Annotated in this window: 23 protein-coding genes; 11 read left to right on the top strand and 12 right to left on the bottom strand. The window is 71.5% G+C overall.

The window, feature by feature from the left end:
* Positions 1-162: 162 nt before the first annotated feature.
* Together DVR05_RS13260 and DVR05_RS13255 are read right to left on the bottom strand one after the other, a co-directional pair.
* Positions 163-354 carry a DUF397 domain-containing protein gene (locus DVR05_RS13260; protein WP_116246163.1) on the bottom strand — a complete coding sequence of 64 codons (192 nt, stop codon included), beginning with the start codon at positions 352-354 and terminating at the stop codon, positions 163-165.
* On the bottom strand, positions 351-1,160 hold the full coding sequence (locus DVR05_RS13255; protein WP_369974530.1) for a helix-turn-helix domain-containing protein: 810 nt from the start codon (positions 1,158-1,160) through the stop codon (positions 351-353). Before DVR05_RS13255 ends, DVR05_RS13260 begins: the two co-directional genes overlap by 4 nt.
* Positions 1,161-1,615: 455 nt before the next feature.
* Here DVR05_RS13255 and DVR05_RS13245 point away from each other — a divergent pair, with 455 nt between their 5' ends.
* The 3 genes from DVR05_RS13245 to DVR05_RS27015 are packed head-to-tail and all read left to right on the top strand — an operon-like array spanning position 1,616 to position 2,216.
* Complete coding sequence (locus tag DVR05_RS13245) at positions 1,616-1,864, top strand: hypothetical protein (RefSeq protein ID WP_232832110.1); 249 nt, start codon at positions 1,616-1,618, stop codon at positions 1,862-1,864.
* Positions 1,861-2,061, top strand: coding sequence for a helix-turn-helix domain-containing protein (locus DVR05_RS13240; RefSeq protein WP_157982439.1), 201 nt, complete (start codon positions 1,861-1,863; stop codon positions 2,059-2,061). The genes DVR05_RS13245 and DVR05_RS13240 overlap by 4 nt, the downstream gene beginning before the upstream one ends.
* On the top strand, positions 2,058-2,216 hold the full coding sequence (locus tag DVR05_RS27015; protein ID WP_198659159.1) for a hypothetical protein: 159 nt from the start codon (positions 2,058-2,060) through the stop codon (positions 2,214-2,216). Before DVR05_RS13240 ends, DVR05_RS27015 begins: the two co-directional genes overlap by 4 nt.
* 54 nt (positions 2,217-2,270) lie before the next feature.
* Here DVR05_RS27015 and DVR05_RS13235 read toward each other — a convergent pair whose 3' ends face one another.
* Entirely contained in the window at positions 2,271-3,497 is a 1,227-nt protein-coding gene (locus DVR05_RS13235; RefSeq protein ID WP_116246160.1) for a winged helix-turn-helix domain-containing protein, read from the bottom strand.
* A gap of 70 nt (positions 3,498-3,567) precedes the next feature.
* Positions 3,568-5,514 carry an acyl-CoA dehydrogenase family protein gene (locus DVR05_RS13230; RefSeq protein WP_116246159.1) on the bottom strand — a complete coding sequence of 649 codons (1,947 nt, stop codon included), beginning with the start codon at positions 5,512-5,514 and terminating at the stop codon, positions 3,568-3,570.
* Between the two features lie 388 nt (positions 5,515-5,902).
* Between DVR05_RS13230 and DVR05_RS13225 the strand changes: the two genes are divergently transcribed.
* Entirely contained in the window at positions 5,903-6,712 is an 810-nt protein-coding gene (locus DVR05_RS13225) for an exodeoxyribonuclease III (protein ID WP_198659158.1), read from the top strand.
* A complete protein-coding gene (rbsK, locus tag DVR05_RS13220; protein ID WP_116246158.1) occupies positions 6,709-7,608 on the top strand; it encodes a ribokinase in 900 nt (299 codons plus the stop codon). The genes DVR05_RS13225 and rbsK overlap by 4 nt, the downstream gene beginning before the upstream one ends.
* Positions 7,609-7,653: 45 nt before the next feature.
* Here the strand turns inward: rbsK and DVR05_RS13215 are convergent, their stop codons facing one another.
* From DVR05_RS13215 to plsX, 3 genes are all read right to left on the bottom strand, one after another.
* Positions 7,654-8,265, bottom strand: coding sequence for a YceI family protein (locus DVR05_RS13215; RefSeq protein ID WP_116246157.1), 612 nt, complete (start codon positions 8,263-8,265; stop codon positions 7,654-7,656).
* 310 nt (positions 8,266-8,575) lie between these two features.
* A complete protein-coding gene (gene argS, locus DVR05_RS13210; RefSeq protein WP_116246156.1) occupies positions 8,576-10,321 on the bottom strand; it encodes an arginine--tRNA ligase in 1,746 nt (581 codons plus the stop codon).
* A gap of 179 nt (positions 10,322-10,500) precedes the next feature.
* Positions 10,501-11,598, bottom strand: a complete 1,098-nt coding sequence (gene plsX, locus DVR05_RS13205; protein ID WP_116246155.1) for a phosphate acyltransferase PlsX — start codon at positions 11,596-11,598, stop codon at positions 10,501-10,503.
* Positions 11,599-12,005: 407 nt separating this feature from the next.
* Here plsX and DVR05_RS13200 point away from each other — a divergent pair, with 407 nt between their 5' ends.
* A complete protein-coding gene (locus DVR05_RS13200; RefSeq protein WP_116246154.1) occupies positions 12,006-13,385 on the top strand; it encodes a KamA family radical SAM protein in 1,380 nt (459 codons plus the stop codon).
* A gap of 190 nt (positions 13,386-13,575) precedes the next feature.
* On the opposite strand, the gene DVR05_RS13195 is transcribed toward DVR05_RS13200, so the two are convergent.
* Entirely contained in the window at positions 13,576-13,812 is a 237-nt protein-coding gene (locus DVR05_RS13195; RefSeq protein ID WP_116246153.1) for a DUF397 domain-containing protein, read from the bottom strand.
* A 470-nt stretch (positions 13,813-14,282) separates the two neighbouring features.
* Positions 14,283-15,167 (bottom strand): helix-turn-helix transcriptional regulator, encoded by an 885-nt coding sequence (locus DVR05_RS13190; protein ID WP_116246269.1) that lies wholly within the window; start codon positions 15,165-15,167, stop codon positions 14,283-14,285.
* A 318-nt stretch (positions 15,168-15,485) separates the two neighbouring features.
* On the opposite strand from DVR05_RS13190, the gene DVR05_RS13185 reads away from it, so the two are divergent.
* Both DVR05_RS13185 and DVR05_RS13180 read left to right on the top strand, forming a co-directional pair.
* Entirely contained in the window at positions 15,486-16,037 is a 552-nt protein-coding gene (locus DVR05_RS13185; protein WP_116246152.1) for an ATP-binding protein, read from the top strand.
* Between the two features lie 153 nt (positions 16,038-16,190).
* Entirely contained in the window at positions 16,191-16,556 is a 366-nt protein-coding gene (locus DVR05_RS13180; protein WP_116246151.1) for an STAS domain-containing protein, read from the top strand.
* Between the two features lie 75 nt (positions 16,557-16,631).
* On the opposite strand, the gene glmS is transcribed toward DVR05_RS13180, so the two are convergent.
* Entirely contained in the window at positions 16,632-18,485 is a 1,854-nt protein-coding gene (gene glmS, locus DVR05_RS13175) for a glutamine--fructose-6-phosphate transaminase (isomerizing) (RefSeq protein ID WP_116246150.1), read from the bottom strand.
* Between the two features lie 333 nt (positions 18,486-18,818).
* On the opposite strand from glmS, the gene coaA reads away from it, so the two are divergent.
* Together coaA and DVR05_RS13165 are read left to right on the top strand one after the other, a co-directional pair.
* Positions 18,819-19,724, top strand: a complete 906-nt coding sequence (coaA, locus tag DVR05_RS13170; RefSeq protein ID WP_232832132.1) for a type I pantothenate kinase — start codon at positions 18,819-18,821, stop codon at positions 19,722-19,724.
* 364 nt (positions 19,725-20,088) lie between these two features.
* Positions 20,089-22,230, top strand: a complete 2,142-nt coding sequence (locus tag DVR05_RS13165; protein ID WP_116246148.1) for an AAA family ATPase — start codon at positions 20,089-20,091, stop codon at positions 22,228-22,230.
* Positions 22,231-22,287: 57 nt separating this feature from the next.
* Here the strand turns inward: DVR05_RS13165 and DVR05_RS13160 are convergent, their stop codons facing one another.
* Both DVR05_RS13160 and DVR05_RS13155 read right to left on the bottom strand, forming a co-directional pair.
* Positions 22,288-22,683 carry a type II toxin-antitoxin system HicB family antitoxin gene (locus DVR05_RS13160; protein WP_116246147.1) on the bottom strand — a complete coding sequence of 132 codons (396 nt, stop codon included), beginning with the start codon at positions 22,681-22,683 and terminating at the stop codon, positions 22,288-22,290.
* 304 nt (positions 22,684-22,987) lie between these two features.
* The gene (locus DVR05_RS13155; RefSeq protein ID WP_198659157.1) at positions 22,988-23,710 is read right to left on the bottom strand and encodes a DUF998 domain-containing protein; all 723 of its coding nucleotides are present in this window, start codon (positions 23,708-23,710) and stop codon (positions 22,988-22,990) included.
* A gap of 249 nt (positions 23,711-23,959) precedes the next feature.
* Here DVR05_RS13155 and DVR05_RS13150 point away from each other — a divergent pair, with 249 nt between their 5' ends.
* Entirely contained in the window at positions 23,960-24,871 is a 912-nt protein-coding gene (locus DVR05_RS13150; RefSeq protein ID WP_116246145.1) for a universal stress protein, read from the top strand.
* Positions 24,872-24,904 lie beyond the last annotated feature (33 nt).

Below are 24,904 nucleotides of genomic sequence, written 5' to 3'. Positions count from 1 at the left end.
AGCTGCGGTTAACTGCCCCGGACCGATCGGGTACGTGCCAGCGGGCTGTAGGAACGTGAGAGTTATCCTGGGGTTGATGCTCGGTGCGAGCACTCAGGTACGACAGGCCCCCCATTCGATTGAGGACGGGGGGCCTGTGTGCGTGCCAGGTGCCCAGAGTTTTTACCGGTGGGTGTCAGCTTGGGCGGCGGCGAGGAACGCGGCCCAAGCGGGGCTGACGAACGCGAGATGCCCCAGGCGGCGGTTCTGGGTGTCCCGTACCAAGTGCTCACCACCGCAGTCGGCGACCTCCACGCAGTTCTGGGACTGTGGTGTGGAGTAGCTGCTCTTACGGAACTCAGGTGTGGTGTTCATGTGCTCTCTTCCCGGATGCCCTCGATGATCTGGGCACTAGCGACGGTACTCGCTGCGGCAGCCTGCACATGACTGAAGGTGCTCAGGTATCGGTTCACCTCATCCGGGTCCTCCTCGAACAGTCCTGCCCCGATGGTGTCCGTGTACACGATTGTGGGGTCCAGTGGTTCGGCGAACTGGAGGATCGTGAAGGCGATCCCGAGCCCTGCGTGCGCCCCGACAGCGAACGGTAGGACCTGGATGTCGATGGTCGGGTACTGGCCGATACGAGCGAGGTAGTCGAGTTGGCCGCGCATCACTTCGGGGCCGCCGATGGGGCGTCGGAGCGCGGCCTCGTCGATGACCGCCCAGAGACGGGGTGGGTTGTCGTGGCGGTGCAGGATCTCACGTCGGCGCATGCGTGCTTCGACTTTGCGGTCGATGTGGTCCTGTGAGGTCAGAGGGCCACCTCGGAAGATTGCTTCGGCGTACTCGGGTGTCTGGAGGAGCCCCGGCACAGTCGCGATCTCGTAGGTCTGTATGAGCGACGCCTCCGCCTCGAAGTCGGGCAGGGAGTCGTGCCCGAACACGTCGCGATAGCGCCACCACCAGCCGCGTTCTCCGGCGTCGGCGGCGAGTTGACGCAGCGCCTCAGCCTCGGCTGGGGGAACCTCGTACGTCGCGATCATGGCGTCGAGTTGTTTTGTGGGGACCCTCCGAGTCTCAGCCGTCTCAACCTTCCCGAGAGCCGCGCGAGACATTCCAACCCGATTTGCCGCTTCTGTACCAGTGAGCCCGGCTGCTTCACGCATGCGGCGTAGCTGCATGCCCAATCGGCGTCGGCGGACCGTGGGCGAGTAAGTAGGGGATCGCATGGCGACATCGTAACGCCGAAGTTTCGCGAGATTCTCGCTATATCTGTTGATGATATCGCCATGCTCGTGCACTATGGATTCACCTGTAGTGATCTCGCAACTCTAAGTGAAATGGAGAGCATCCTTTATGTCCGAATTCGTGCTGCGTTTGGTGCTGACCCTGCTGGCGCTGTGGCCCCCTGCCCGCGCCGTCGCCCGTCCCCCGGCGACCGACCGCGTTCCCGGTGCTGTGCGTCGGCTCGTGCGCGGGGCCGTCCGCCCCCGTCGCGCGGCGCGCGCCCGCCGCTACGCCCCCCCGGCCCCGCGCTGCCGTTCGTGGTCTCCGGCCCGGCCGACCTGCTGCGCCTGCTCCCCGCCCCCCGTGCGGTAGCCGCCGGGCTGAGCTGGCTGAGGGCGGGGTGGCGGTGATGGACCGCAGGGACCGACGCCAGGCGCACCGCGCCCTGGACGAGCTCATCGCCGGTCGGTGGGTCGTCTCCTTCGAGGTCGACAACCACGGCGTGAAGACCTACACCGCGCGGCGGCCGGTCGGCTGGACCGGCGACGGCAACCCGTTCGAGCGGCTGGAGGCTCCCTCCTACACGGAGCTGTTCTCGGTCATCGCCCGCCGGACGTTGAGGGTGGTTCCGCCGCCCCGGGACGGAGGCACGCGGTGACCGAACACCCGGAGAACGCCCCGACATTGCTGACGGCCGGTGAGGTCGCGGCGATCTTCCGGGTCGCCAACGCCACGGTCAACCGGTGGGCCCGCCAGGGCAAGGTGCGGTCCGTGCGCACCCCCAGCGGCGGCCAACGATTCGACGAGAACGAGATCCGCCGTCTCTTCGGCGAGCAGACGGGCGGGCGGCCATGAACGACTGGGAGAACGCCCCGCTGACACCTGAGGAGGAGCGCGCGGTCGAGACCCAGGGCCGCTGGGTGGCCCTGCGGATCGCCTGGGAGGACAGGCTCCGCGCCCGGGGCGAACGGGTGCCGGACCTCTTCGAGGGCGTCGAGTGGGGCGACTGAGGAGGAGAGGAAGGGACGTGTTCCGTGCGCCGGGCGGCGCACGGAACACGTGTGTCAGCGGCCGGTGAGCGCCGGGCCGCCGACCCCGCGCACCAGGCCCAGCCACTCGGCCATCCGGGCGAGCTGGTCGGTGAGCTGGTCCAGGGTGTCGGCGGGCGCGTCCTCCTCCAGCGTGATCCTTTGGGCCAGCAGCACCCCCTCGGCGCGGTCGGCCTTGAGGTCCACGCGGGCCACGAGCCGATCCCCCAGCAGGAACGGCAACACGTAGTAGCCGTGCACCCGCTTGGCCGCCGGGACGTAGATCTCCAGCCGGTACCGGAACCCGAACAGCTCCTCGGTGCGCTCCCGGTGCCAGATCAGCGAGTCGAACGGGCTGAGCAGCGCGCGGGCCTCCACCCGGCGCGGCACCCGGGCGTCCCTGTGCAGGTACGCGGGCCGCCGCCACCCCTGCACCCGGACGGGGACCAGCTCACCGGAGTCCACCAGGTCCCGCACGGCCGCCTTGGACTCCTCTGGCCGCAGCCGGAAGTAGTCCCGCAGGCTCGGCTCGGTCGCCACCCCGTGCGCGCGGGCCGAGATCGCGACCAGCTCGCGGTGGGCGTCGGCGGGCTCGGGCAGGGGAAGGTCGCGCAGCTCCGGGGGCAGCACACGCTCGGTCAGGTCGTAGCGGCGCTCGAACTGCCCGTTGCGCCCGTCGACCATGACGTCACCCACCCAGAACAGGTACTCCAGGCACTTCTTGACCTCCGACCAGTTCCACCCCCAGTGGTCCCTGGCGCGCGGCAGGTCGTGGGCCAGCGCCGCCTCCACCTCGCGTGCGGTGGCCGGGCCGGTCCGGGCCACCTCCTCGTGCACCGCCTTGACCAGTTCCGGCTTCTGGTGCTGGACGGCGTTGATCCACCCGGCATCGGTGCGGGTCCGGTTGCCCTCCATCCGGAACCGCATCAGCTGGCGGGTGGCGGGCGGCACCAGACTCGCCTCGTGCGCCCAGCACTCCACCAGACGCGCGGCGCTGGCGCGCGCCCTCGTCGTGGTGGCCCGGTCGAGCATCGCGGGGTCGTAGCCGCCGATACGCGCGAACACCGGCAGGTACTGGCTGCGCGCCAGCACGTTCACGCTGTCGATCTGCACGACGCCCACCCTGCGCACGACCCGGGCCAGGTGGGTGAGCGTCGGCCGCCCGGCGGGTCGACGGTCGGCGAAGCCCTGGGCGGCGAGGGCGATCCGGCGCGCCTGGGTGAGGGAGAGTTCCGCGTCGCGGCGGGGGTGCGGTTCGGCCATCCGAACACGCTAACCCCCGCCGACGACAGTCCGCGGATCCGGGTGGAGCAGCCGGTGCGGGGGCGGCCGGTCAGCCCATCCGGCGGTGCTGGTCCGGCAGCTCGGTCGGCCCCGGTTCGGCGGGACCGATCAGCGGGCCGGGCAGGGAGGGGTCGAGCACCCCCTCCTCCAGCCAGGTGTAGGAGTCGTCCATCAGGCGGCGGGACAGCTTGCCGTTCACGTCGTCGGTGTTGGACCACAGGTCGGTGAAGAGCGCCTCGATCCGCAGCCGCGCCTGGCGGCAGAACACGTCGGCCAGCTCGAACGGGGTGTCCCCGCGCTCGGGGTGGGCGTCGGCGTCGTACCGGGCCCGCACGGCGACGGCGCTCATCGCGAACAGCTCCGCGCCGATGTCCACGATCCGGGAGAGGAACCCCTGCTTGACCTCCAACCTCCCCTGCCACCGCGACATCCCGTAGAACGTCGACCGGGCGAGCCTGCGCGCCGTCCGCTCGACGAACCGCAGGTGCGGGGCGATCGGCCCGAACTCGGCGAACGCCGACGGCACCTGCCCCTGCCCGACCACGAGCGTGGGCAGCCACCTGGCGTAGAACCCGCCCGCCCTGGCCAGCGCACGCGCCCGGTCCGCGCGGTCGACGTCGGGGTCGATGAGGTCCCCGGCGACGGACAGGTGCGCGTCCACCGCCTCACGCGCGATGAACAGGTGCATGACCTCCGAGGACCCCTCGAAGATCCGGTTGATCCGCAGGTCGCGCAGCAGCTGTTCGGCGGGTATCCCGCGCTCGCCGCGCGCGGCCAGGGACCCGGCGGTCTCGTAGCCGCGCCCGCCGCGGATCTGCACCAGGTCGTCGGCGATCGCGTACGCGTGCTCGGACGCCCACAGCTTGGCGATGGCCGCCTCGATGCGGATGTCGGCGTCGGAGTCGTCGGCGAGCTGGCTGGCCAGGTCGAGCATCGCCTCCATCGCGTAGGTGGTGGCGGTGATGTAGGAGATCCGCTTGGCGACCTCCTCGTGCCTGCCGATCGGGCGTCCCCACTGGACCCGTTCGCGGGACCACTCGCGGGCGATCCGGGTGGACCACTTGCCCGCGGCCACGCACAGCGCGGGCAGCGAGAGCCGTCCGGTGTTGAGCGTGGACAGGGCGATCCGCAGCCCCTGCCCCTCCTTCCCGATCCGGTTGGCGGCCGGGACCCGTACCCGGTGCAGCCGGGTGACGCCGTTCTCCAGGCCGCGCAGCCCCATGAAGCGGTTGCGGTGCTCGACGGTGATCCCGGGGGAGTCGCCCTCGACCACGAACGCCGTGATGCCGCCCCGGTGGCCGGGGCCCTCCGGGACGCGGGCCATGACGACGAGCAGGTCGGCCACCACCCCGTTGGTGGTCCACAGCTTGACGCCGTCGAGGACGTACTCGGTGCCGTCCTCGCTGGGTGTGGCGGTGGTCCGCAGGCGGGCGGGGTCGCTGCCGACGTCGGGCTCGGTGAGCAGGAACGCGCTGATGTCCGAGCGCGCGCAGCGGGGCAGGAAGGCCCGCTTCTGCTCCTCGGTGCCGAACATGGAGACCGGCTGCGGGACGCCGATGGACTGGTGGGCGGACAGCAGCGCGCCGATCGCGGGGGAGACCGAGCCGACGAGCGTGAGGGCGCGGTTGTAGTAGAGCTGGCTGAGCCCCAGACCGCCGTACTCGGTGGGGATCTTCATCCCGAACGCGCCGAGGTCGCGCAGCCCGGCGACCACCTCGTCGGGGATGCGCTCGTCGAGTTCGATGCGCTGGGCGTCGACGCTCTGGCAGAACTCGCGGAGTTCGGCGAGGAACGTCTCGCCGGTGGCGCGGGCGACGGGGTCGGGTTCGGGGAGGGGGTGGATCAGGTCCAGACGGAGCCGTCCCAGGTACAGCTCCTTGGCGAAGCTGGGGCGGACCCACTCCGCCTCGCGGGCCTGTTCCGCCACGGCACGTGCCCGCCGTTCGTCGACCTCGGGCGCGTCGGTGGGTGTGGTGCCGGGTTCGACGGTCGACATGGATCGCTCACCTCATCGAGGGAAGGGCTGTGTCCTGTATCACAGCACTACCCGTGGGCGTCCGGTCTGACGCTCCTTCGGGCCTTCTGTGGATCAGGGGCGTCAGTCTCCATAGAGAAAAGTTCGGGTCGATGCGAACCGTGGGGAGGGCTCGTACGTCAAAAGGGACGCGACACAAACCACCGAGCAAGTGCTGGGAGTCGCACTGCCCCGGTGCGGAGGACGGCCGCACCGGGGCTCACCCGTCTCCGCTCGCCGTCCCGCACCGTTCCCGCCGCCCCCGGTGTGACGACCGAGGCGCCGCCCTCCCTCCCCTCGGACGCCTCCGACGCGTTCTCCGGTCGTCGCCGTTGCCGTGCGTGTCGTCCGCATGGCCTAGCCTTTTCCTGTGCGTATCGCGACATGGAATGTGAACAGTGCCCGGGCCAGGGCGGAGCGGATCGGCGCCTGGCTCGACCGCAGCGACGTCGACGTGCTCGCCGTCCAGGAGACCAAGGCCCGGGACGACCAGTTCCCCGCCGACGTCTTCACCGACCGCGGCTACGAGGTGGCCCACTTCGGCTTCTCCCAGTGGAACGGTGTCGCGATCGCCTCCCGCGTCGGGTTGGCGGACGTGCGCACCGGATTCCCCGGCCAGCCCGGGTACGGGGAGCCCGAGGAGGTCGAGGCGCGCGCGATCGGCGCCGTCTGCGGCGGCGTGCGGGTCTGGAGCCTGTACGTGCCCAACGGCCGCGAGATCGACCACCCGCACTACGCCTACAAGCTGCGCTGGCTGGAGGCGCTGCGCGAGGCGAACGCCGCCGAGCTGGCCGCCGACCCGGACGCGCGGATCGCCCTCATGGGCGACTTCAACATCGCGCCCCAGGACGACGACGTGTGGGACATGGCCGAGTTCGAGGGCAAGACCCACGTCACCGAGCCCGAGCGCGCCGCGTTCCGCGCGCTCGTCGACACCGGGTTCGACGACGTCGTCCGCAAGTACGCCCCCGGCCCCGGTGTGTACACCTACTGGGACTACAAGGCGCTGTCCTTCCCCAAGAAGAAGGGCATGCGGATCGACTTCGTGCTCACCTCCCCGGCGCTGAGCGGCCGGGTGACCGGAGCCGTGATCGACCGCGAGGAGCGCAAGGGCAAGGGACCCTCCGATCACGCCCCCGTGATCGTCGAGCTGGACGGTGAGAAGGGATCGGGCGAGTGAGCGCACCACGGATCGCCGTCTTCGGCAGCGTGAACATGGACCTGGTGGCCTACGTCGACCAGGTGCCCTCCTCCGGAGAGACGGTCGCCGGAACCGACTTCCGCCAGGTGCCCGGCGGCAAGGGCGCCAACCAGGCGGTCGCCGCCGCGCGGGCCGGGGCCGAGGTGGCCTTCCTCGGCGCGGTGGGCGAGGACTCCTTCGGCGGGGAGCTGCGCGCCAACCTCGTCGAGAGCGGTGTCGACGTGTCCGGCCTGCGCACCGTGCCCGGGTCGTCGGGCGTGGCGCACATCGTCGTGGACGGCCGGGGCGGCAACCAGATCATCGTGGTCCCGGGCGCCAACGGGCAGGTGCGGGGCACCGCCGACGGCGACGCGGGGATCATCGAGGGCAGCGCCGCGCTGCTGCTCCAGCTCGAACTGCCGATGGCGGCGGTCGTGGCCGCCGCGCGCACGGGCAGCGCCCTGGGCGTGCCGGTGTACCTGACCCCGGCGCCCGCGCGCGAGCTGCCCGACGAGCTGCTGGAGTGCGTGGACGTGCTCGTCCCCAACCAGCACGAGGCCGCCGCGATCACCGGCCGCACCGAGCCCCGCCAGGCCCTGACGGCGCTGCTGGAGCGGGTGCCGGAGGTGCTGCTGACCCTGGGCGAGGACGGGTGCCTGTTCGGGCGGCGCGGTGTGGAGCCGGTGCACGTCCCTGCCCGGAAGGTGACCGCCGTGGACACGACCGCGGCCGGGGACACCTACTGCGGGTCGTTCGCCGTGGCGCGGGCGGAGGGTCGCCCGCCGGAGGAGGCGATGCGGTTCGCCGCCGCTGCCGCCGCGCTGTCCGTGCAGCGGCCGGGCGCGAGTTCGTCGATGCCCACCCGTGACGAGGTCGAGGCGCTGCTGGCTGAGTGAGCCCGCCCCGGAGGCGGGGACGCCGCCCGGGGGCGGTGGCGTCGCTCAGGAGGCGACGTGGCCGATCCGCTCCAGGAACGGCGCCGGGTCCTGGTTCTGGACGCGGACCTCCAGCACGATGTCGACGTCGTCGCCGACCAGGCGCCCGCCCCAGGGCAGCTCGCCGCCGTCGCCCACACCGAAGTCGGACAGCCGGAGGCGGGTGGTCGCGGAGAAGAAGTGGCCGTGGGTGTCGTCGGGGGAGGCGTAGTCCGGTGCGTCGCCGACCCAACGGGCGTCGAGGGTGACCGGGGCGGTGGCGCCGTGGAGGGTCAGGTCGCCGTGGAGGAGGAAGGCGTGCCGTCCCCGGCGGCCGGGCTCGATCCCGGCGGCGGCGAAGCGGATCTCGGGGTACCGGGCCGCGTCGAGGAAGTCGGCGGAGCGCAGGTGGGCGTCGCGGGCGCCCACACCGGTGTTGACGCTGTCCGCGCGCAGGACGACCTCCGCCGAGGAGTCGGCCGGGTCCTCGGCGACGTCGAACCGGCCCCGGGCCTGGCCGAAGGTTCCCTGGACGCGGCCGAAACGCAGGTAGCGGGCGACGAAGATCAGGCTGGAGTGCAATGGGTCGAGGTACCAGGTGCCGGGGCCCGGACCCACCTCGACGGGGAAGTCAGCCATCCTAAATCTCCCATTTATCGCCTATGTTCCTTTTGTCCACATTAGGCGCGGTGCCGACCCGGCTTGAGGGGTTTCGGCCCGGTGGGCGCGAGACATTCGACTCCCCTCCGGGCGGGAACGGACACACCCCCTCTGGCGGGGGCGACGCGCGCCGTGAGCGGTCCGGGGGATGCGCGGCGGGAAAGCGGCCACACCGGGGGAGGCGACACCGGGAGAGGCGACGGGGGAGCCCCGTGCACGCACGGGAGGCCGGAGCCCTCCGGCCCCGGCCTCCCGGTTCGCGTGCGACGCGGCGCGCCCGACGCGGCGACTACATGTGCTCGGGAGCCTCCACGCCCAGCAGGTCCAGGCCCTGGACCAGAACGCGCAGCGCGACCGCGACCAGCGCGAGCCGCGACTCGCGCTGTTCCTCGGTCTCGGCGGTGAGCACCGGGCAGTGCTCGTAGAACGCCGTGAGCGCCTGGCCGAGGTCGAACAGGTACGCGCACAGGCGGTGCGGCTGGAGGAGCTCGCCGACCTGGGCCACGACCCCGCCGAACGCCAGCAGCTTCAGCGCCAGGTCGCGCTCGGCGCCCTCCGTGACCGTGATCGCGCCGCGCGCCTGGTCCGGGTCCAGCCCGCCCTTGCGGAAGATGGAGCGGATCCGCGCCTGCGCGTACTGGAGGTAGGGGCCCGTGTTGCCGGTCAGCGCCAGCATCCGGTCGAAGTCGAAGGTGTACTCGGTGTCGTGCGAGACCGACAGGTCCGCGTACTTGACCGCCCCGATGCCGACCTTGTCCGCGATCGCGGCCCGCTCCTCCTCGCTGAGGTCGGGGCGGTTCTGGGCGACCACCGCCGCGGCGCGCTCCACGGCCTCGTCCAGCAGCGCCATGAGCCGGATCGGCGCGCCGCTGCGGGTGCGCAGGATCTTGCCGTCGCTGCCCAGCACGTTGCCGATCTGCACGTGGGTGGTCTCCACGCGCTCGGGCAGCCAGCCCGCCTCGCGCGCGGTGGCCCACACCATCTTGAAGTGCAGCGACTGCGGGGCGCCGACCACGTACAGGATCCGGTCGGCCTTGAGGTCGTCCACGCGGTGGCGGACGGTGGCCAGGTCGGTGGTGGCGTAGCCGTAGCCGCCGTCGCTCTTGCGGACGATCAGCGGCACCGGCTTGTCCTCGCGTCCGGTGAACTCGTCGAGGAAGACGCACAGCGCGCCGTCGCTGATCTCGGCGATGCCCTTGGCCTCCAGCTCGTCGCACACGTCGGCGAGCATGTGGTTGTAGGTGCTCTCCCCGGCCAGGTCGTCGTCGGTGAGCGTGACCCCGAGCTTGGCGTAGACCTTGTTGAAGTAGACGCGGGACAGTCCGACGAGCTTGCGCCACAGCCGCAGCGTCTCCTCGTCGCCGCTCTGGAGGGCGACCACGCGGCGGCGGGCGCGGGCGGCGAAGTCCTCGGCGTCGGGGCCGGAGGAGTCGAACTTGACCCGGGCCGCCTGGTAGAAGGCGTTGGGGTCGGTGGTGAGCAGGTCGGCGTCGGCGGAGTCCTCGCCGACCTCCAACAGGTGCTCGATGAGCATGCCGAAGGGCGTGCCCCAGTCGCCGATGTGGTTCTGGCGGATGACGTTGTGGCCCAGGAACTCCAGGGTGCGGGCCAGGGAGTCGCCGACGACGGTGGTGCGCAGGTGCCCGACGTGCATCTCCTTGGCCACGTTGGGCGCGGAGTAGTCGATCGGGATGTTGAGCGCCTCCTGCTCGGGGACGCCCAGACGGGGGTCGTCGAGCAGGTCGCGGGTCCGAGCCGCGATCCAGTCCTCGCGCAGCGTCAGGTTGATGAAGCCCGGCCCGCTGACCTCGACGTCGCGGCAGACGTCGGCCACGTCCAGGTGTTCCATGATCGCCGCGGAGACCTCGCGCGGCTTTCGGCCCAGTCGCTTGGCGAGGGCGAGGGCGGCGTTCGCCTGGTAGTCGGCGAACTGGGACGGGCGGATGACGGGGTCGGTGTCGGCGAACTCGGGGCCGAAGGCGGCGCCGAGGGCGGACTGGACCCGTCGCGAGAGTACTTCCTGCGGGTCGGCCATGCCACAAGCGTACCGACCGCTCCGGCCCTTCCCGGCCGGTCGTGGCGGAGCGGGGGCACGCCGAAACGGTCATGGGCCGGGGAACCCCCGATTTCCAGTCCATCACGGCGGGGCGCCCCCGGGAAGGGGCGGATCGCCGCCTGTGGACGGGGGATGCGGCCCGGGCCTCCGGACCCCGGTCAGCGCTCCTCGGACTGGGCCAGCCGGTGCAGCCAGTTCGGGGGCCGGTGGTGCACGCGGCGGCGGATCCGCTCGCCGATCCGGCCCGCGGCCAGGTCGTGCGCGAGCTGGCAGGCGCGGGCCACGCCCCGGGCGCGGCTGTCGCCGTGTGCGATCACCACGGTCCCGTTGAGCCCCAGCAGCGCCGCCCCGCCGTAGGTCTCGCTGTCCAGCCGCGCCCGCAGGTCCCGGAGCGCCCGGCGTTGCAGGAACGCGCCCGCCTTCGCGGCCACGGACGACGTGAGCGCCTCGCGGAAGGCCTCCATCGCGAACGCCGCCGTGCCCTCCACCGACTTCAGCGCCACGTTCCCCGTGTGCCCGTCGGTCACGACCACGTCCACCTTCCGGGAGAGCAGGTCGTGGCCCTCGATGTTGCCGCGGAAGTCCATGGTCTGGGAGTCCTCGGCGGTGGCCGCCAACAGCTCCGTGGCCCGGCGCACGAGTTTGTTGCCCTTGCCCGGCTCCGATCCGATGGTCAGCACCCCCACCCTCGGCCGCTCCACGCCGAACGCCGTCTGGGCGTAGGCGCACCCCAGGTGGGCGAACTGCACGAGCATCTCCGGTTTGGCGTCGGCGTTGGCGCCCGCGTCCACGAGCACCGTCGGCGTCTCCCCTGTGGGCAGGGTCACCGCCAGGGCGGGGCGCAGCACGCCCGGCTGTGTGCGCAGGCGGACGGTCGAGGTGGCCACGACCCCGCCCGTCGAACCGGCCGAGACCAGCGCGTCGGCGTCACCGCGCCGGATCAGCCGGCAGGCGACGGCGGCACTGGAGCGGGGGCGGCGCCAGCTGGCCAGCGCGCCCTCGTGCATCGCCAGGCTGTCCTCGGCGTGCACCACGGGGACCTCGCGGAGCGCGTCCTCCTCGGCCAGCAGCGTCGCGATCTCCGTGCGCCGTCCCACCAGCACCACGCGCAGGCCCAGCTCCCGGACGGCCAGCACCGCGCCCCGGACGATCTCCCCAGGGGCCCGGTCGCCGCCCATCGCGTCCACCGCGATGATCGGTGGAGACGTGCGCGGGACGACGGAGGCGTCCACGTCCGCGTCGGATGTGCCACTCACGTCGGTCCGTCCTCCACGGGTGCGGTCGGTGGGCGCGCACGCGGATCACCCCGTGTTCGCGCAGGTCCCCAGCCGTGTGCCGGGGCCCGTGTCGCGGGTGGTCGCGTCGTGCGCGGCGGGTCCGCAGCCACGGTATCGGGTCGCCGGATGAACGTCTGGGTTAGGCAGGTTCGTATCCTCATGCGAGGATACTTCCCATATGTCCAGGTCAGGGCTGGATATTGCGGTTGGTGGGTACAGAACCCCTTGTCGGGGTATACCCGCTTGCCGGTCCGGGCTTCGTCCGAAGCCCGGAGCCGTGTGACCTACACACTGAATTTCCGTACCAGGTGGTCCACCGGTGTCCGCGCACATCGGACCCGCCTGATCAGGGCTGCCTGGCGGTGTTCCGTCGCGGCCCTGCCTACATGCAGGAGAGGAGAGGCGTGAGCGTAACGCCAGACGCGGCACTGTCCCCGTCCGCCGGACGTCGGTTTCGTGCCTACACGACGAAACACCTCGACGAGCTCACGGCGCGAGCTGGTCTCGCCGCAGACGAGCGGCTCGCGGTGCAAGCGGTGGCCACCGTGCTTCCGTTCCGGGTCAACAGCTATGTCGTCGACGAGCTGATCGACTGGGACGCGGCGCCGGACGATCCGATCTACCGGCTCGTCTTCCCGCAGGCCGACATGCTGCCCTCTGGCGATGTCGCCAGGATCGCCGACCTGATCCGTTCCGGCGCCTCGCGCAAGGAGCTGAACGAGGCCGCCAACCAGATCCGGGCCAACCTGAACCCGCACCCGGCGGGGCAGATGGACCTCAACGTGCCCAAGACGGCCAACGACGAGCCCATCCCGGGTGTCCAGCACAAGTACAAGGAGACGGTCCTCTTCTTCCCGAAGCAGGGCCAGACGTGCCACGCGTACTGCACGTACTGCTTCCGCTGGGCCCAGTTCGTCGGCGACGCCGACCTGAAGTTCGCCTCCAGCGAGATCGACCAGCTGGTCGACTACGTGCGCAGCCACCCCGAGGTCACCAGCGTGCTCTTCACCGGTGGCGACCCGATGATCATGGGCGAGGGGGTGATCTCCAAGTACATCGAGCCGCTGCTGGAGATCGAGCACCTGGAGGCCATCCGCATCGGCACCAAGGCGCTGGCCTACTGGCCGCAGCGCTTCGTGACCGACCCGGACGCCGACGACACCCTCCGCCTGTTCGAGAAGGTCGTCGCCTCGGGCAAGAACCTCGCGTTCATGGCGCACTTCTCGCACCCGAACGAGATGAAGCCGGAGCTCGTGCAGGAGGCCGTGCGCCGCATCCGCGGGACCGGCGCCGTCATCCGCACCCAGGCGCCGCTGATCCGCACGATCAACGACGACTCGGCCACGTGGGAGAGCATGTGGCGCACGCACCTGCGCCACGGCATGGTCCCCTACTACATGTTCGTCGAGCGCGACACGGGACCGCAGGACTACTTCGCCGTGCCGCTGGCCGAGGCCTACGACATCTTCCGGGGCGCGTACCAGAACGTGTCCGGACTGGCGCGCACCGTGCGTGGTCCGTCGATGTCGGCGACCCCGGGCAAGGTGTGCGTGGACGGCGTCACCGAGGTCGCGGGCGAGAAGGTGTTCGTCCTGCACTTCATCCAGGCGCGCGACCCCGAGCTGGTCGGCAAGCCCTTCTTCGCCAGGTACGACGAGAAGGCGGCCTGGCTGTTCGACCTCAAGCCCGCGCTGGGCGCCACCCACTTCCCGTGGGAGAAGGCGCCCGTGGAGGCCAACGGGCTGGTGGACCCTACCCGCCTGTAGGCGACCGGGGGTGAAGGACAGGGAGCCCGGCACCGCGAACGGTGCCGGGCTCCACACATGTCCGGGCCGTGGACGGCGACCGCCGGGAATGGGATGGGATGGCGGCCGACGGTCCGGACGTTCTCCGGGCAGGTCTGTGTGTGGGGGAGGGGGCCCGGGAGAGGTGCGGCGGGTCGGGGCGGACGCGGGGTCAGGCGATGAGCGCGTCGAAGTCCCCGGTCTTGGCGCCCTTGACGAAGGCCTCGATCTCGGCGGTGGTGTACACGAGCGCGGGGCCCCGCGGGTCGCGGGAGTTGCGTACGGCGAAGTCCCCGTCCGGGAGGGCGGCGATCTCCACGCAGTTGCCCTCCGGGTTGCTCCAGCTGCTCTTGGTCCAGGTGACGTCCGGTAGGTCGGTGGCGGGAACGCCGTTGTAGATCGAGTGCATGTCAACCTCCTGGAACTTCGGGGACTCGTGGGCGGGTGTCCGTGCGCGGATGTCCGCCGCGTCGGGCCCGCCGCGTGCGAACCACCGGGCGCTCGCCGGGTGGATCGGGCCCCGAGTACAGGGGTGGCCCGTGCACCGCGCGGGTCCGTCTCGTCCTTGGTGCGGCCCAAAGCGTAGCTTATGCACGTGCAGACGTGATTACATCGGTAAGTACATGTGGGAGAACCGGGGGTCACCCGCCGGTGTCGTCGCACGTCAGGGCTTACGTGTCAGGTCGCTGGGCGGTTCACGGGCCGAGGATCGTTCTCGACTCGTGGCCGAAACAGGTCATGTCAGAACATTCACCCCGGAAGCACGCATCCCACGGATGGGCCCCGGGCCCTCGCCTGCTCACCCTCGGTCAGGGTCCGCGGGCAGGCTGAACGCCCGGTCCGGCGGCGCGCCGAAGCCGGTCCGCGGCGGTCCGGTCGTCAGGAGTAGCGCTCCAGGAAGCCCCGGAGGATGCCCTCGGTCTCGTTCGGCGGAGGGGCCTGGGTGGCCAGGTGGTCCATGGTCAGCGCGTAGCGGTGGGTGTCGTCGTACTTGTCGAAGTACAGGGCGCTGCTCAGCTGCTCCAGGTAGACCACGTCGGGCAGCTGCGGGGTGGGGAAGCGCAGGATGCTGAACGGGCCGCCCGCGGCGGCGTGGCCGCCCATGGCGAACGTGGCCACCTGGATGGTGATGTTGGGCCGCCGCGTCATCTCGATGAGGTGCTCGATCTGGCCGCGCATGACGTCGGCGCCGCCGTAGGGGCGGTGCAGGGCCGCCTCGTCGATGACCGCCCACAGGCGGGGCGCGTCGGGTTCGACGAAACGGCGCTGGCGGTGCATGCGCATGCTGACGCGGTTGGTCACGTCGTCGTCGGAGGTGGCCGTGCGCGACAGGCGGATCACCGCGCGGGCGTAGTCCTCGCTCTGGAGCAGCCCCGGCACGAACTGGACCTCGAAGGTACGGATGACCGAGGCCGCCTCCTCCAGTCCGATGTAGACGCCGAACCACTGCGGGAGGACGTCGCCGTACTGGTGCCACCAGCCCTGGGCGTTGGCGCTGGAGATCAGGCCCAGGAGCGCTTCGCGTTCCCCGGCGTCGTCCACTCCGTAGAGTTTGAGCAGGTCGTCCACGTCACGCGGTTTGAAGCTGACCTGTCCGAGCTCCATCCGGCTGATCTTGGCGTGCGAGGCGCGGATGGCGTACCCGGCGTCGTGGCGGGAAATGCCCTTGGCCTGACGCAGGCGCCGGAGCTGGCTGCCGAGCAGAATGCGCAGCACGGTGGGACCGCCACTGGAATTCGCCAGGAAATCCCGAGTGACCTGCATATTCTCAGCCTGGTCGGCGACCACGTCACCCTCCCTGTAGCGGCTTCGGCGCTGGCGACCGCTCAGTATACCCAGAGGTCACTGAAGTGCACAGAGTTGTCGGCATTGGGTCCGTGTGCCGGAACTGCGCCGTCGCGTCCGGTGTAATCGTGTGTACCGGCGCGTGAATTCTTCTCCGGAGACCTACCGTTTGGGGCGCTTCGTCCTATAGTCTTGCCACTCGTTACGCTGCACGTGCATCCGTGGCTTACAGATGTAAGCGACGTTGACCGCGTCAGACAGGGCCGCGTGAACCGACATCACCTCGTGAGGACCGTGATGAACGCAGAGTTGGTGTCCTCGGAAATCGACTCCGAGGCAACCTGGAGCCGTCCTGCGCTCACCGAGGCGAACGGTGGGCGCGCGGGCGGCTGGTGGGACCGGGCGCTGGGCCGTCTCGACGTGGGACAGTGCGCGCGCACGCCGGAGGCCGTGGCGCGGGCCTTCCCGGCCACGCCCGACTCGGTCCGCGCCTCGCGCGAGCTCGCGACGGGAACGGCCCGGGAGTGGGGTCTGGCGGAGGTCGCCGAGGATCTGCGGCTCGTCGTCTCCGAACTCGTCGGCAACGCCTGCCGGCACGCCGTCCCGGAGGGCCGCTCTCCGGAGGGAACGCGGGTTCTCGTGCAGTTCCGGCTGCTCAGGGCACGGCGTCAGGTGGTGTGTATGGTCGCTGACCAGGCCGAACGCGGTCCGGTGCGGGTGGAGGCGCACCATTTCGCCGAATCGGGGCGCGGGCTCGGGCTCGTCGCCGCGTTCAGCCGGACATGGGGATGGGATCCGGTCCGGGGCGAAGGAAAGATCGTTTGGGCTGTTTGTGGCGGTGAAGACTGAAATACGCCCCCTCCGGTCCGGATAACGGTCATCCGATGCCTCCGGGGGACATCGGCGTCGCCGCTCGGGCGGAGTAGGCTGTCAGCGCATGTCGGTATTTGACCGGCGGTGTTCTGCGGAGAGTTCTCTTCCATCCGAGCCCGGGAGCGAGGCGTGGCCGTGCTGGACACGGAGCGGGGCCGGTTCGCGTGCGGTGGGACCGTCGTCGTCGAACTGGACGGTGAGATCGACCTGGCCACGGCGGACCAGGTGTACGCCCGCCTCGCGGGCGCTGTGGTCGACGGGTGCGTGATCGTCGACCTGACCGCGGTGGAGTTCATCGACGCCTCCGGGGTGAACGCCCTCATCGCCGCCCAGCGCGCCGCGACGGGGGTGCGCCGCCACCTGCTCCTGGCCTCCCCGCCCCGGCAGCTGTCGCGGATCCTCGACGTCCTGTCACTGCGCCGCGTCCTGGCCGCCCACGCCGACGTGGCCGCCGCCCGCACCGCCCACGAGTGCGCCGCCGTCCGGAGCCGGTGAGCGGAACACGGACGGGGCGCGCCCGGCGGGGACGGAACTCCCCCGGGCACACCCCGTCCTCGTCCGGTGGAGGGGTTACTCCACGGTGACGCTCTTGGCCAGGTTGCGCGGCTGGTCCACGTCGTTGCCCTTGGCCAGGGCCAGCTCGCACGCGAACACCTGCATCGGGATCGTCGAGACGATCGGCTGGAGCAGGGTCGGCACCGCCGGGACCTCGACCAGCACGTCCGAGTACGGCCGCACCGACTCGTCGCCCTCTTCGGCGATCACGATCGTGCGGGCGCCGCGCGCGCGGACCTCCTGGATGTTGGAGACGATCTTGTCGTGCAGCACGCTGCGGCCCTTCGGCGACGGCACCACCACGACGACCGGCAGCCCGTCCTCGATCAGTGCGATCGGGCCGTGCTTCAGCTCGCCCGCCGCGAACGCCTCCGCGTGCATGTAGGCGAGCTCCTTGAGCTTGAGCGCGCCCTCCATCGCCACCGGGTACCCGACGTGGCGGCCCAGGAACAGCACCGTGTCGGCGTCGGCCAGCGACCGCGCCAGCTCCCGCACCGGACCCACGGTGCCCAGCACCCGCTCGACCTGCTCCGGCATCGTGGCCAGCTGCGCGATGACCGCGTTGATCTCGTCGCCGAACTTCAGCCCGCGCACCTGCGCCAGGTACAGGCCGATCAGGTAGCACGCGGCGAGCTGGGTCAGGAAGGTCTTGGTCGCGGCGACCCCCACCTCGGGGCCCGCGTGCGTGTACAGCACACCGTCCGACTCGCGCGGGATGGTCGACCCGTTGACGTTGCAGATCGCCAGCACCCGGGCGCGCTGCTCGCGGGCGTAGCGCACCGCCATCAGGGTGTCCATGCTCTCGCCGGACTGGGAGATGGCGATGACCAGCGTCTGCTGGTTCAGGATCGGGTCGCGGTAGCGGAACTCGCTGGCCACCTCGACCTCGCACGGGATGCGGCACCAGTGCTCGATGGCGTACTTGGCGATCAGACCCGCGTGGTAGGAGGTGCCGCACGCGATGATGACGATCTTCTCGACCGTGCGCAGCTCCTCGGGCGTCAGCCGCATCTCGTCCAGGGTCAGCTGCCCGTCCATCGTGACGCGGCCCAGGAGGGTGTCGGCCACCGCCTGCGGCTGCTCGACGATCTCCTTGAGCATGAAGTAGTCGTAGCCGCCCTTCTCGGCGGCCGACGCGTCCCAGTCCACGTGGTACTCGCGCACCTCGGCCGGGTTGCCGTCGTAGTCCGTGACGACCACGGAGTCCGCGCGCAGCTCCACGACCTGGTCCTGGCCGAGCTCGACCGCCTCGCGGGTGTGCGCGATGAACGCCGCCACGTCGCTGGCCAGGAAGTTCTCCCCCTCGCCCCGGCCGACGACCAGCGGCGAGTTGCGGCGGGCCGCGACCACCAGGCCCGGGTCGTCGACGGAGGTCGCCACGAGCGTGAACGCGCCCTCCAGACGGCGGCACACCGCGCGCATGGCCGCGGCCAGGTCACCGTCGCCGCGCTGCCTGAGCTCGGCGGCGAGCAGGTGCGCGGTGACCTCGGTGTCGGTCTCGGAGGTGAACTTGCAGCCCAGGTCCTCCAGCTCGACGCGCAGGGCGGCGAAGTTCTCGATGATGCCGTTGTGCACCACCGCGACCCGGTGGTCGTTGTCCACGTGGGGGTGGGCGTTGACGTCGTTGGGCGCGCCGTGGGTCGCCCAGCGCGTGTGCCCGATACCGGCGCCGTCCCCGGGCATCGGGTGGTTCTCCAGGGCCTGGCGCAGGTTGGCGAGCTTGCCCGCCCGCTTCTCGGTGTGCAGCGCGCCCCCACCCTGCACAGCGACACCCGCGGAGTCATATCCGCGGTACTCCAACCTCGCGAGGCCGTTCACGACGACCTCAAGCGCCGGTTGCGGCCCGACGTAGCCAACGATTCCGCACATGAGCGCCAGCGTAGGTGAAAGCGGACGGTAAATCGACCAACCAGTGTCCCATACCACTGGTCGTTTTCGCAGGTAACGGTATAGACCATTTGGTGTATGGGGGGTAGACCGCGCAGGTCGGGGGCAGGGTGCTCACACAGAGTGGAACCCCGGTCGTCGGTTGCGGACCCGGCAGAAATTTTTCCGCGCCGGCCACGTGAACGTGTGGTTTCGGGCACGTCCCCACCCCAGGTCGGGGGCTAGGGGGGACCAGTTGCCCGGTACGCTCCGGGTCCTCGTCTAGGGTGGTCAACCGTGTCTTACGCGACGAAGAACGGCGTCTCCTCGCCGTACGTGGAGCTGGACCGGGACGCCTGGGCGGCCCTGCGGGCCTCCACGCCGCTGTCCCTGACCGAGGCGGACCTGGCCGCCCTGCGCGGCACCACCGACCCCACGTCCCTGGACGACGTGCGGGACGTCTATCTGCCCCTGTCGCGGCTGCTCAACCTCTACGTGGGCGCCACCCAGCAGCGGCACGCGGCCGTCCGGGCCTTCCTGGGGGAGGCCGACCGCCCCTCCCCGTTCATCATCGGAGTCGCGGGCAGCGTCGCGGTCGGCAAGTCCACGACCGCGCGCCTCCTGCGCTCCCTGCTCGCCCAGTGGCCCAACCACCCCAACGTGGAACTGGTCAGCACGGACAACTTCCTCTACCCCAACGACGTGCTCCAGGCGCGCGGGCTGATGCGCCGGAAGGGCTTCCCCGAGAGCTACGACCGGCGCGCGCTGGTGCGGTTCGTCTCGGAGATGAAGGCGGGCGCCGAGCGGATCGACATCCCCGTCTACTCCCACCTGGCCTACGACGTCGTCCCCGGGGAGCGCCAGACCGTCCGCCGCCCGGACATCCTCATCGTCGAGGGCATCAACGTGCTCCAGCCCGCCACCGCCGGACACCTGGCCGTGGCCGACTTCTTCGACTTCTCCCTCTACGTCGACGCCAAGGTCGAGAACATCCGCAACTGGTACCTCGACCGCTTCCGGGAGCTGCGCCGCACCGCCTTCGCCGACCCGCGCTCCTACTTCCACCACATGGCCACGACCATCGGCGAGGAGGAGGCGGTGGAGTTCGCGGCCAACACCTGGCGCACGATCAACGAGGTCAACCTGGTGGAGAACATCCGTCCGACCCGGGGCCGCGCCACCCTGGTCCTCTACAAGGGCGACGACCACCGCGTCCAGCGGGTCCGCCTGCGCAAGACCTGACCGTGCTCTTCGCGCGCTCGTCGCCTCGCGTCGGGGCTCGGGGCGTGGAGAGCGGGGATCCTTCATCCTCGGCGGCGCCTGTCGCTCGTTCCCCGCTGGCGGTTTGCCTCGTCTTGCAGGACCCCGTACGCCCCTCGCTGTGCTCATGCGGGCTCGGGGTGTGGAGAACCGGGATTCTTCGTCGTCGGGGTTTGCCGCCGACCCCCGAGGCGGTTAAGGTAGGGCTCCTTTTCCGGCCGCGCCCCCCGGGGTGTCGTGTGCTCTGACGGATCGGAACGAACCGGGCCTTCGACGGCGACCGGGGCGGGACCCGCGCACGCACGCGGTCGCGCCCTGTCCCGCCGAACCCCTCCGAGGTCCGCCCATGACCACGACCGATCCCTCCGCCGTGCCCGTGAGCCCCGAGCTCCAGGCCGAACGCGACCACCTCGCCGCCGCCCGCGCCGCCCTGGCCCGGATGCGCGAGGAGGTCCGGGGAACCGCCCTCATGCTCGGCGACGTCGTCAACGACAAGGTCACCAACGCCGCCCTCCAGCGCGGTCGCGAGCGCCGACTCGCCGCCCTGGCCGACGTCCCCGGAGCGCCGCTGTTCTTCGGCCGCCTCGACTTCGACCCCGGCACGGTCTTCGTCGACGACGACCCCGCGCCCTCCCCGGACCGGGAGACCGACCAGGAGCCCGACCGGGTGCACATCGGCCGCCGCCACGTCCACGACGCCGACGGCCGCCCCCTGGTCCTGGACTGGCGGGCGCCCCTGTGCGTCGCCTACTACCGCGCCTCCCCCACCGACCGGATGGGCGTGCGCAACCGTCGCCGCTACGGCTTCGGCGCCGCGGCCGACGGGGCCGAGGCCGTCCTCACCGCCTTCGAGGACGAACCGCTCACGACCGCCGACACCGGCGGGGCGCCCGCCGACGGCCTGCTCGCCGCCGAGATCGAACGGCCCCGCACCGGCCCGATGCGCGACATCGTCGCCACCATCCAGCCCGAACAGGACGACCTGGTCCGGGCCCCGCTGGAGACCACCCTGTGCGTCCAGGGCGCCCCCGGCACCGGCAAGACCGCCGTGGGCCTGCACCGCGTCGCCTTCCTCCTCTACACCGAGCGCGAACGCCTCGCCCGCTCCGGCGTGGCGATCATCGGCCCCAACCGCTCCTTCCTCTCCTACATCCGCGACGTCCTGCCCGCCCTCGGCGAGGTCGACGTCGCCCAGACCACCGTCACCGAACTGCTCACCGCCGACCTGCCCGAACGCTTTCGCCCCGCCGCCGGGTGGGTGCGCCGGACCGAGGAACCCGGCGCCGCCCGGATCAAGGGCCAGGCCCGGATGGCCGAGGTCCTGCGCCGCGACCTCTGGTCCCACCTGCGCGAACCGGAGGAGCCCGTGGTGGTCCGCCGGGGCGCGCGCCGCTGGCGCCTGTACCCCGAGGACCTGCGCCCCCTCCTGTCCGAGCTGGCCGAACGCGGGGTCGCCTACGGTTCGGGACGCGAACTGCTCTCGCACCGCATCGCCCACACCGTGCTCTCGCTCATGGAGTCGGCCGGAGAGGTCTGCGACGACCGCACCCACGCCCAGGTGCGGCGCGACCCCGCGGTCAGGTCGGCGGTCAACGCCCTGTGGCCCAAGGTCGAGCCCCTCAGGCTCGTCCTGGGCCTGCTCACCGACCCCGAACGGCTCGCCCGCGCCGCCGACGGCGTGCTCAGCCCCGATGAGCAGCGGGCCGTCCTTGTGCCGGGCAGGCCGCGCGGCCCCAGGTCGGCGCGATGGTCGGAGGAGGACCTGGCCCTGGTGGACGAGGCGGCGGCGCTGATCGAACGGCCCGCCGGCCTGGGGCACATCGTCGTGGACGAGGCCCAGGACCTCAGCCCCATGCAGTGCCGCGCGATCGGTCGGCGCTGCGTGTCGGGGTCGCTGACCGTGCTCGGCGACATCGCCCAGGGCACCAGCCCCTCGGCGGCGGGGAACTGGGCCACGCTCCTGGAACACCTGGGCAAGCCCACCGGCCACCTGCGGGTCCTCGACCGGGGGTACCGCGTCCCCGCGCAGATCATCGACTTCGCCGCCCGCCTGCTGCCCGACATCGCCCCCGGCCTGGGCGCCCCGTCGGCCGTCCGCCGGGCGGAGGGTTCGCTGACCGTCACCAGCGCCGCGGACGGCTCGCTCACCGCCGCGGTCGCCGAAGCCTGCCGTGACGCGCTCAAGGGGGAGGGGTCGGTGGGGCTGATCGCCGCCGACCGCGAACTGCCCGCGCTGCGGGACGCCCTGACCGCGGAGGGGCTGTCCGTCCCGCTGCTGGGCGAGTCCGAGCTGGACGCGGGCCGCCTGGTGGCGGTGCCCGCGAGCCTGGCCAAGGGTCTGGAGTTCGACGCCGTCGTGGTCGCCGAACCCGCCTCCGTGGTGGAGGCCGAGGAGCGCGGCGCCAACCGGCTCTACGTGGTGCTCACCCGCGCGGTGAGCACGCTCCACGTGGTGCACGCCCGCCCGCTGCCCGAGGCGCTCCGCTGAGGCCGCGGTCCGGAGGACCCGCGCCGCCCCGGCGGCAGGGCTCCGGACCGTCAGCGGTCAGACGGCGGGGGCGGTACCGGCGGCGGAGATCTGGGAGATCCGCTGGTGGGAGATGCCGAGGAGCAGTGCGGCGTCGCGTTGGCTCGCCCCCGCCGCCCGAAGCGCCGCCACCGCGTTGGCGAGGGCCTCTTTCTCACGTGCGGTGGCCTGGGCTCGGGCGGAACGCGCTGCCCGGGCCTCGGCGAGTTGGTCCTCGATCCCCTCGACGTGCAGGGTGACGGTGACGGTTTCCACCGGGACGTCCAGCACCCCGGCGATCGCGTCCCGTGCCATGCGCTCAGCATCGACAAGGGTGTGGCCGTGGGTGTGGATGCGGAGTTCGGGAACGTCGACGGACCAGGCACGACCATCCCGCTCGCACCATGCCTCGTAGTGGTGCTCGGCCGTGCTCACAGGTTCTCCACCTCCTTGATCGTCTTGAGGGCCGTCAGTTCCGGGATGCCGGGGTGACGTCCCACCGGAAAACGGTAGTCGCCGACCCGAGAGATTCAGGCTTGCCGCCGTGGCGGACGAAGTCCAGTGCCAACCCTTTCTGTTCCGCTGCGTCCCTGAGTCGTTTGAGCAGGCCCCTGCGTTTCACGGAGAGTAACTCTATTTTACTAGACATGGTTTGGCTAGGGAAGTAGACAGTAGCCTCTCCGTGTGCGTCGCCAGCCTTTGGGCGGGGGCGGAGTCGCCGGATCGTGAGGCACCCGCGTCAGTGGGCGGTCGCGGCCGCCCGGCCGTCGTGCGTCCGCTTCCAGGGGCCGGGGACGATCCCGGCGGTGAGCAGCCACAGCGCGACCGTCACCAGGTGCGCGCGCTGCACCAGCCCCAGCGGGACCCCGGGGTCGCCGTCGCCGGAGGCCCAGTACAGGATCCCGGCCAGGATCAGGACGGCGACGGCCGCCACCGCCTGGAGGGCGGCCATGACCGCCACGAACAGCCACGCCGGATCGTCGGCGCTCCACCGGTTCACCGCCAGCGCGACCACGCTCACCAGTGCCGCCGCGACCGCCGCCACCGACAGCAGGGCTTGGGCGACGGTGGCCCCGTGCACGCCCTCGGCCAGTGACTCCGCGGCGCACGCGACGTCGGTGGAGACCCGGCAGGCGCCCGGCATCAGCGACGTGACCAGGGAGATCACGCCGAACGCGGCCATCGACCACCAGGAGACCAGCAGCCAGCGCCGCGTCCGTCTCGTCCCCAGGGACAGCCCCAGCGCGGCCGCCACGATGACCAGGATCGACGCCATGCGATGGGTGCTGTCCAGGAACTCGCCGAAGGGCGAGTCCGGCTCGGCCAGCGCCCCCTGCGCGGCCCCGCCCCCGGGCAGGACGACCTCCAGAACCCAGAGACTGTAGACCACGGCCGCCGCCACGGCGGCCACCCTTCCGTCGCGGTAGTCCCAGTGCAGACTCGCGGTGCTCGTGTCAGGCATACTGCCCTCCCGTTCCGCCGACGGCGTCCTCTTCCCCATGAGACGTGGCCGAGCCCGCTCACGTTCCGTCCCCCACGGCGGAACACGGGTCGTTCGACGAACCTACGTCACCCAACTCGCGGCGGCACCGTTATCCACGGGTGTGTGTTGGCGCGTCATGATCGAGGTAGGGGGGATTGTCAGACACCGCGCGCGTGACCGTCGGGAGACCGCGCGGACCAGGACACATCCGACAGGAAGGCACACGTGATGGACGGTGCGGCCACGACACGGTGGCTGATCGTGGGGGTGGACGGCAGCGACTCCAGCCGGCACGCGCTGGAGTGGACCGCCCACCAGGCCGTGCTGCGCGGGTTCGGCCTGCGGATCGTCGTGGCGGCCTCCTCCCCCGCCTCCGTGGGCGTCTTCGACGCACCCGTCCCCGACGAGGGACCCCCGCTCGCGGTCGGCGTGGACACCTCCGCCGCCGAGCGCCTGCTGGCCTACGCCGCCGACTGGGTGGCCCGGCTCTTCCCCGAGTTGGAGGTGGACCCCGTGCTGTCGCCGGCCCGGCCGCTGGACGCGCTGCTCGCGGAGGCGGGGAGCCCCGGCGCGGCGGCGGTCGTGGTCGGGTCGCGCGGGCTCAGCGGCTTCCTCGCCGCGTTCGTGGGGTCGGTCGGGATCGAACTGGCCGCCCGCTCTCCCGTCCCCGTCGTGGTCATGCCGCACGAGCACGCCTCCGCGCACGGCGTCCGCGGGCGTGTGATCGTCGGCGTCGACGGCTCCGAACCCAGCCGCCGGGCCGTGGAGTTCGGCTTCGCGCAGGCGGAGTTCGCCGACACCGAACTGGTCGCCGTCAGCGCCTGGCAGCCCCTGGTGGCCTTCGCGGCGGCCACCGGTCCCATCCCGCCCGAGCTGTTCGACGACGCCACGGCCGCCGAGGCCGCGCGCCAGTCCCTGGAGGAGGAGATCGCCGAGGCCCGGCTGCGGCACCCCGGCGTGGCCGTGATCCCCCGGGTCGTGCGCGCCCATCCGGTGGTGGCGCTGCTGGAGGAGGCCACCCCCGCCGACCTGATCGTGGTCGGTTCCCGGGGGCGCGGCGGGGTGCGGGGGCTGCTGCTCGGTTCGGTGAGCCACTCCGTCCTCCACGGCGCGAAGGGGCCGGTCGCGATACTGCGCTGACCTGCCGTCCCCGCGTGCCGCCTCCCCGGTCGG

Origin of the sequence: Nocardiopsis sp. FIRDI 009 (assembly GCF_003386285.1) — a bacterium.
GTDB lineage: Bacteria > Actinomycetota > Actinomycetes > Streptosporangiales > Streptosporangiaceae > Nocardiopsis.
Note: the sequence above shows the minus strand (reverse complement) of the source record. Positions and strands in the feature narration are given on the sequence as shown.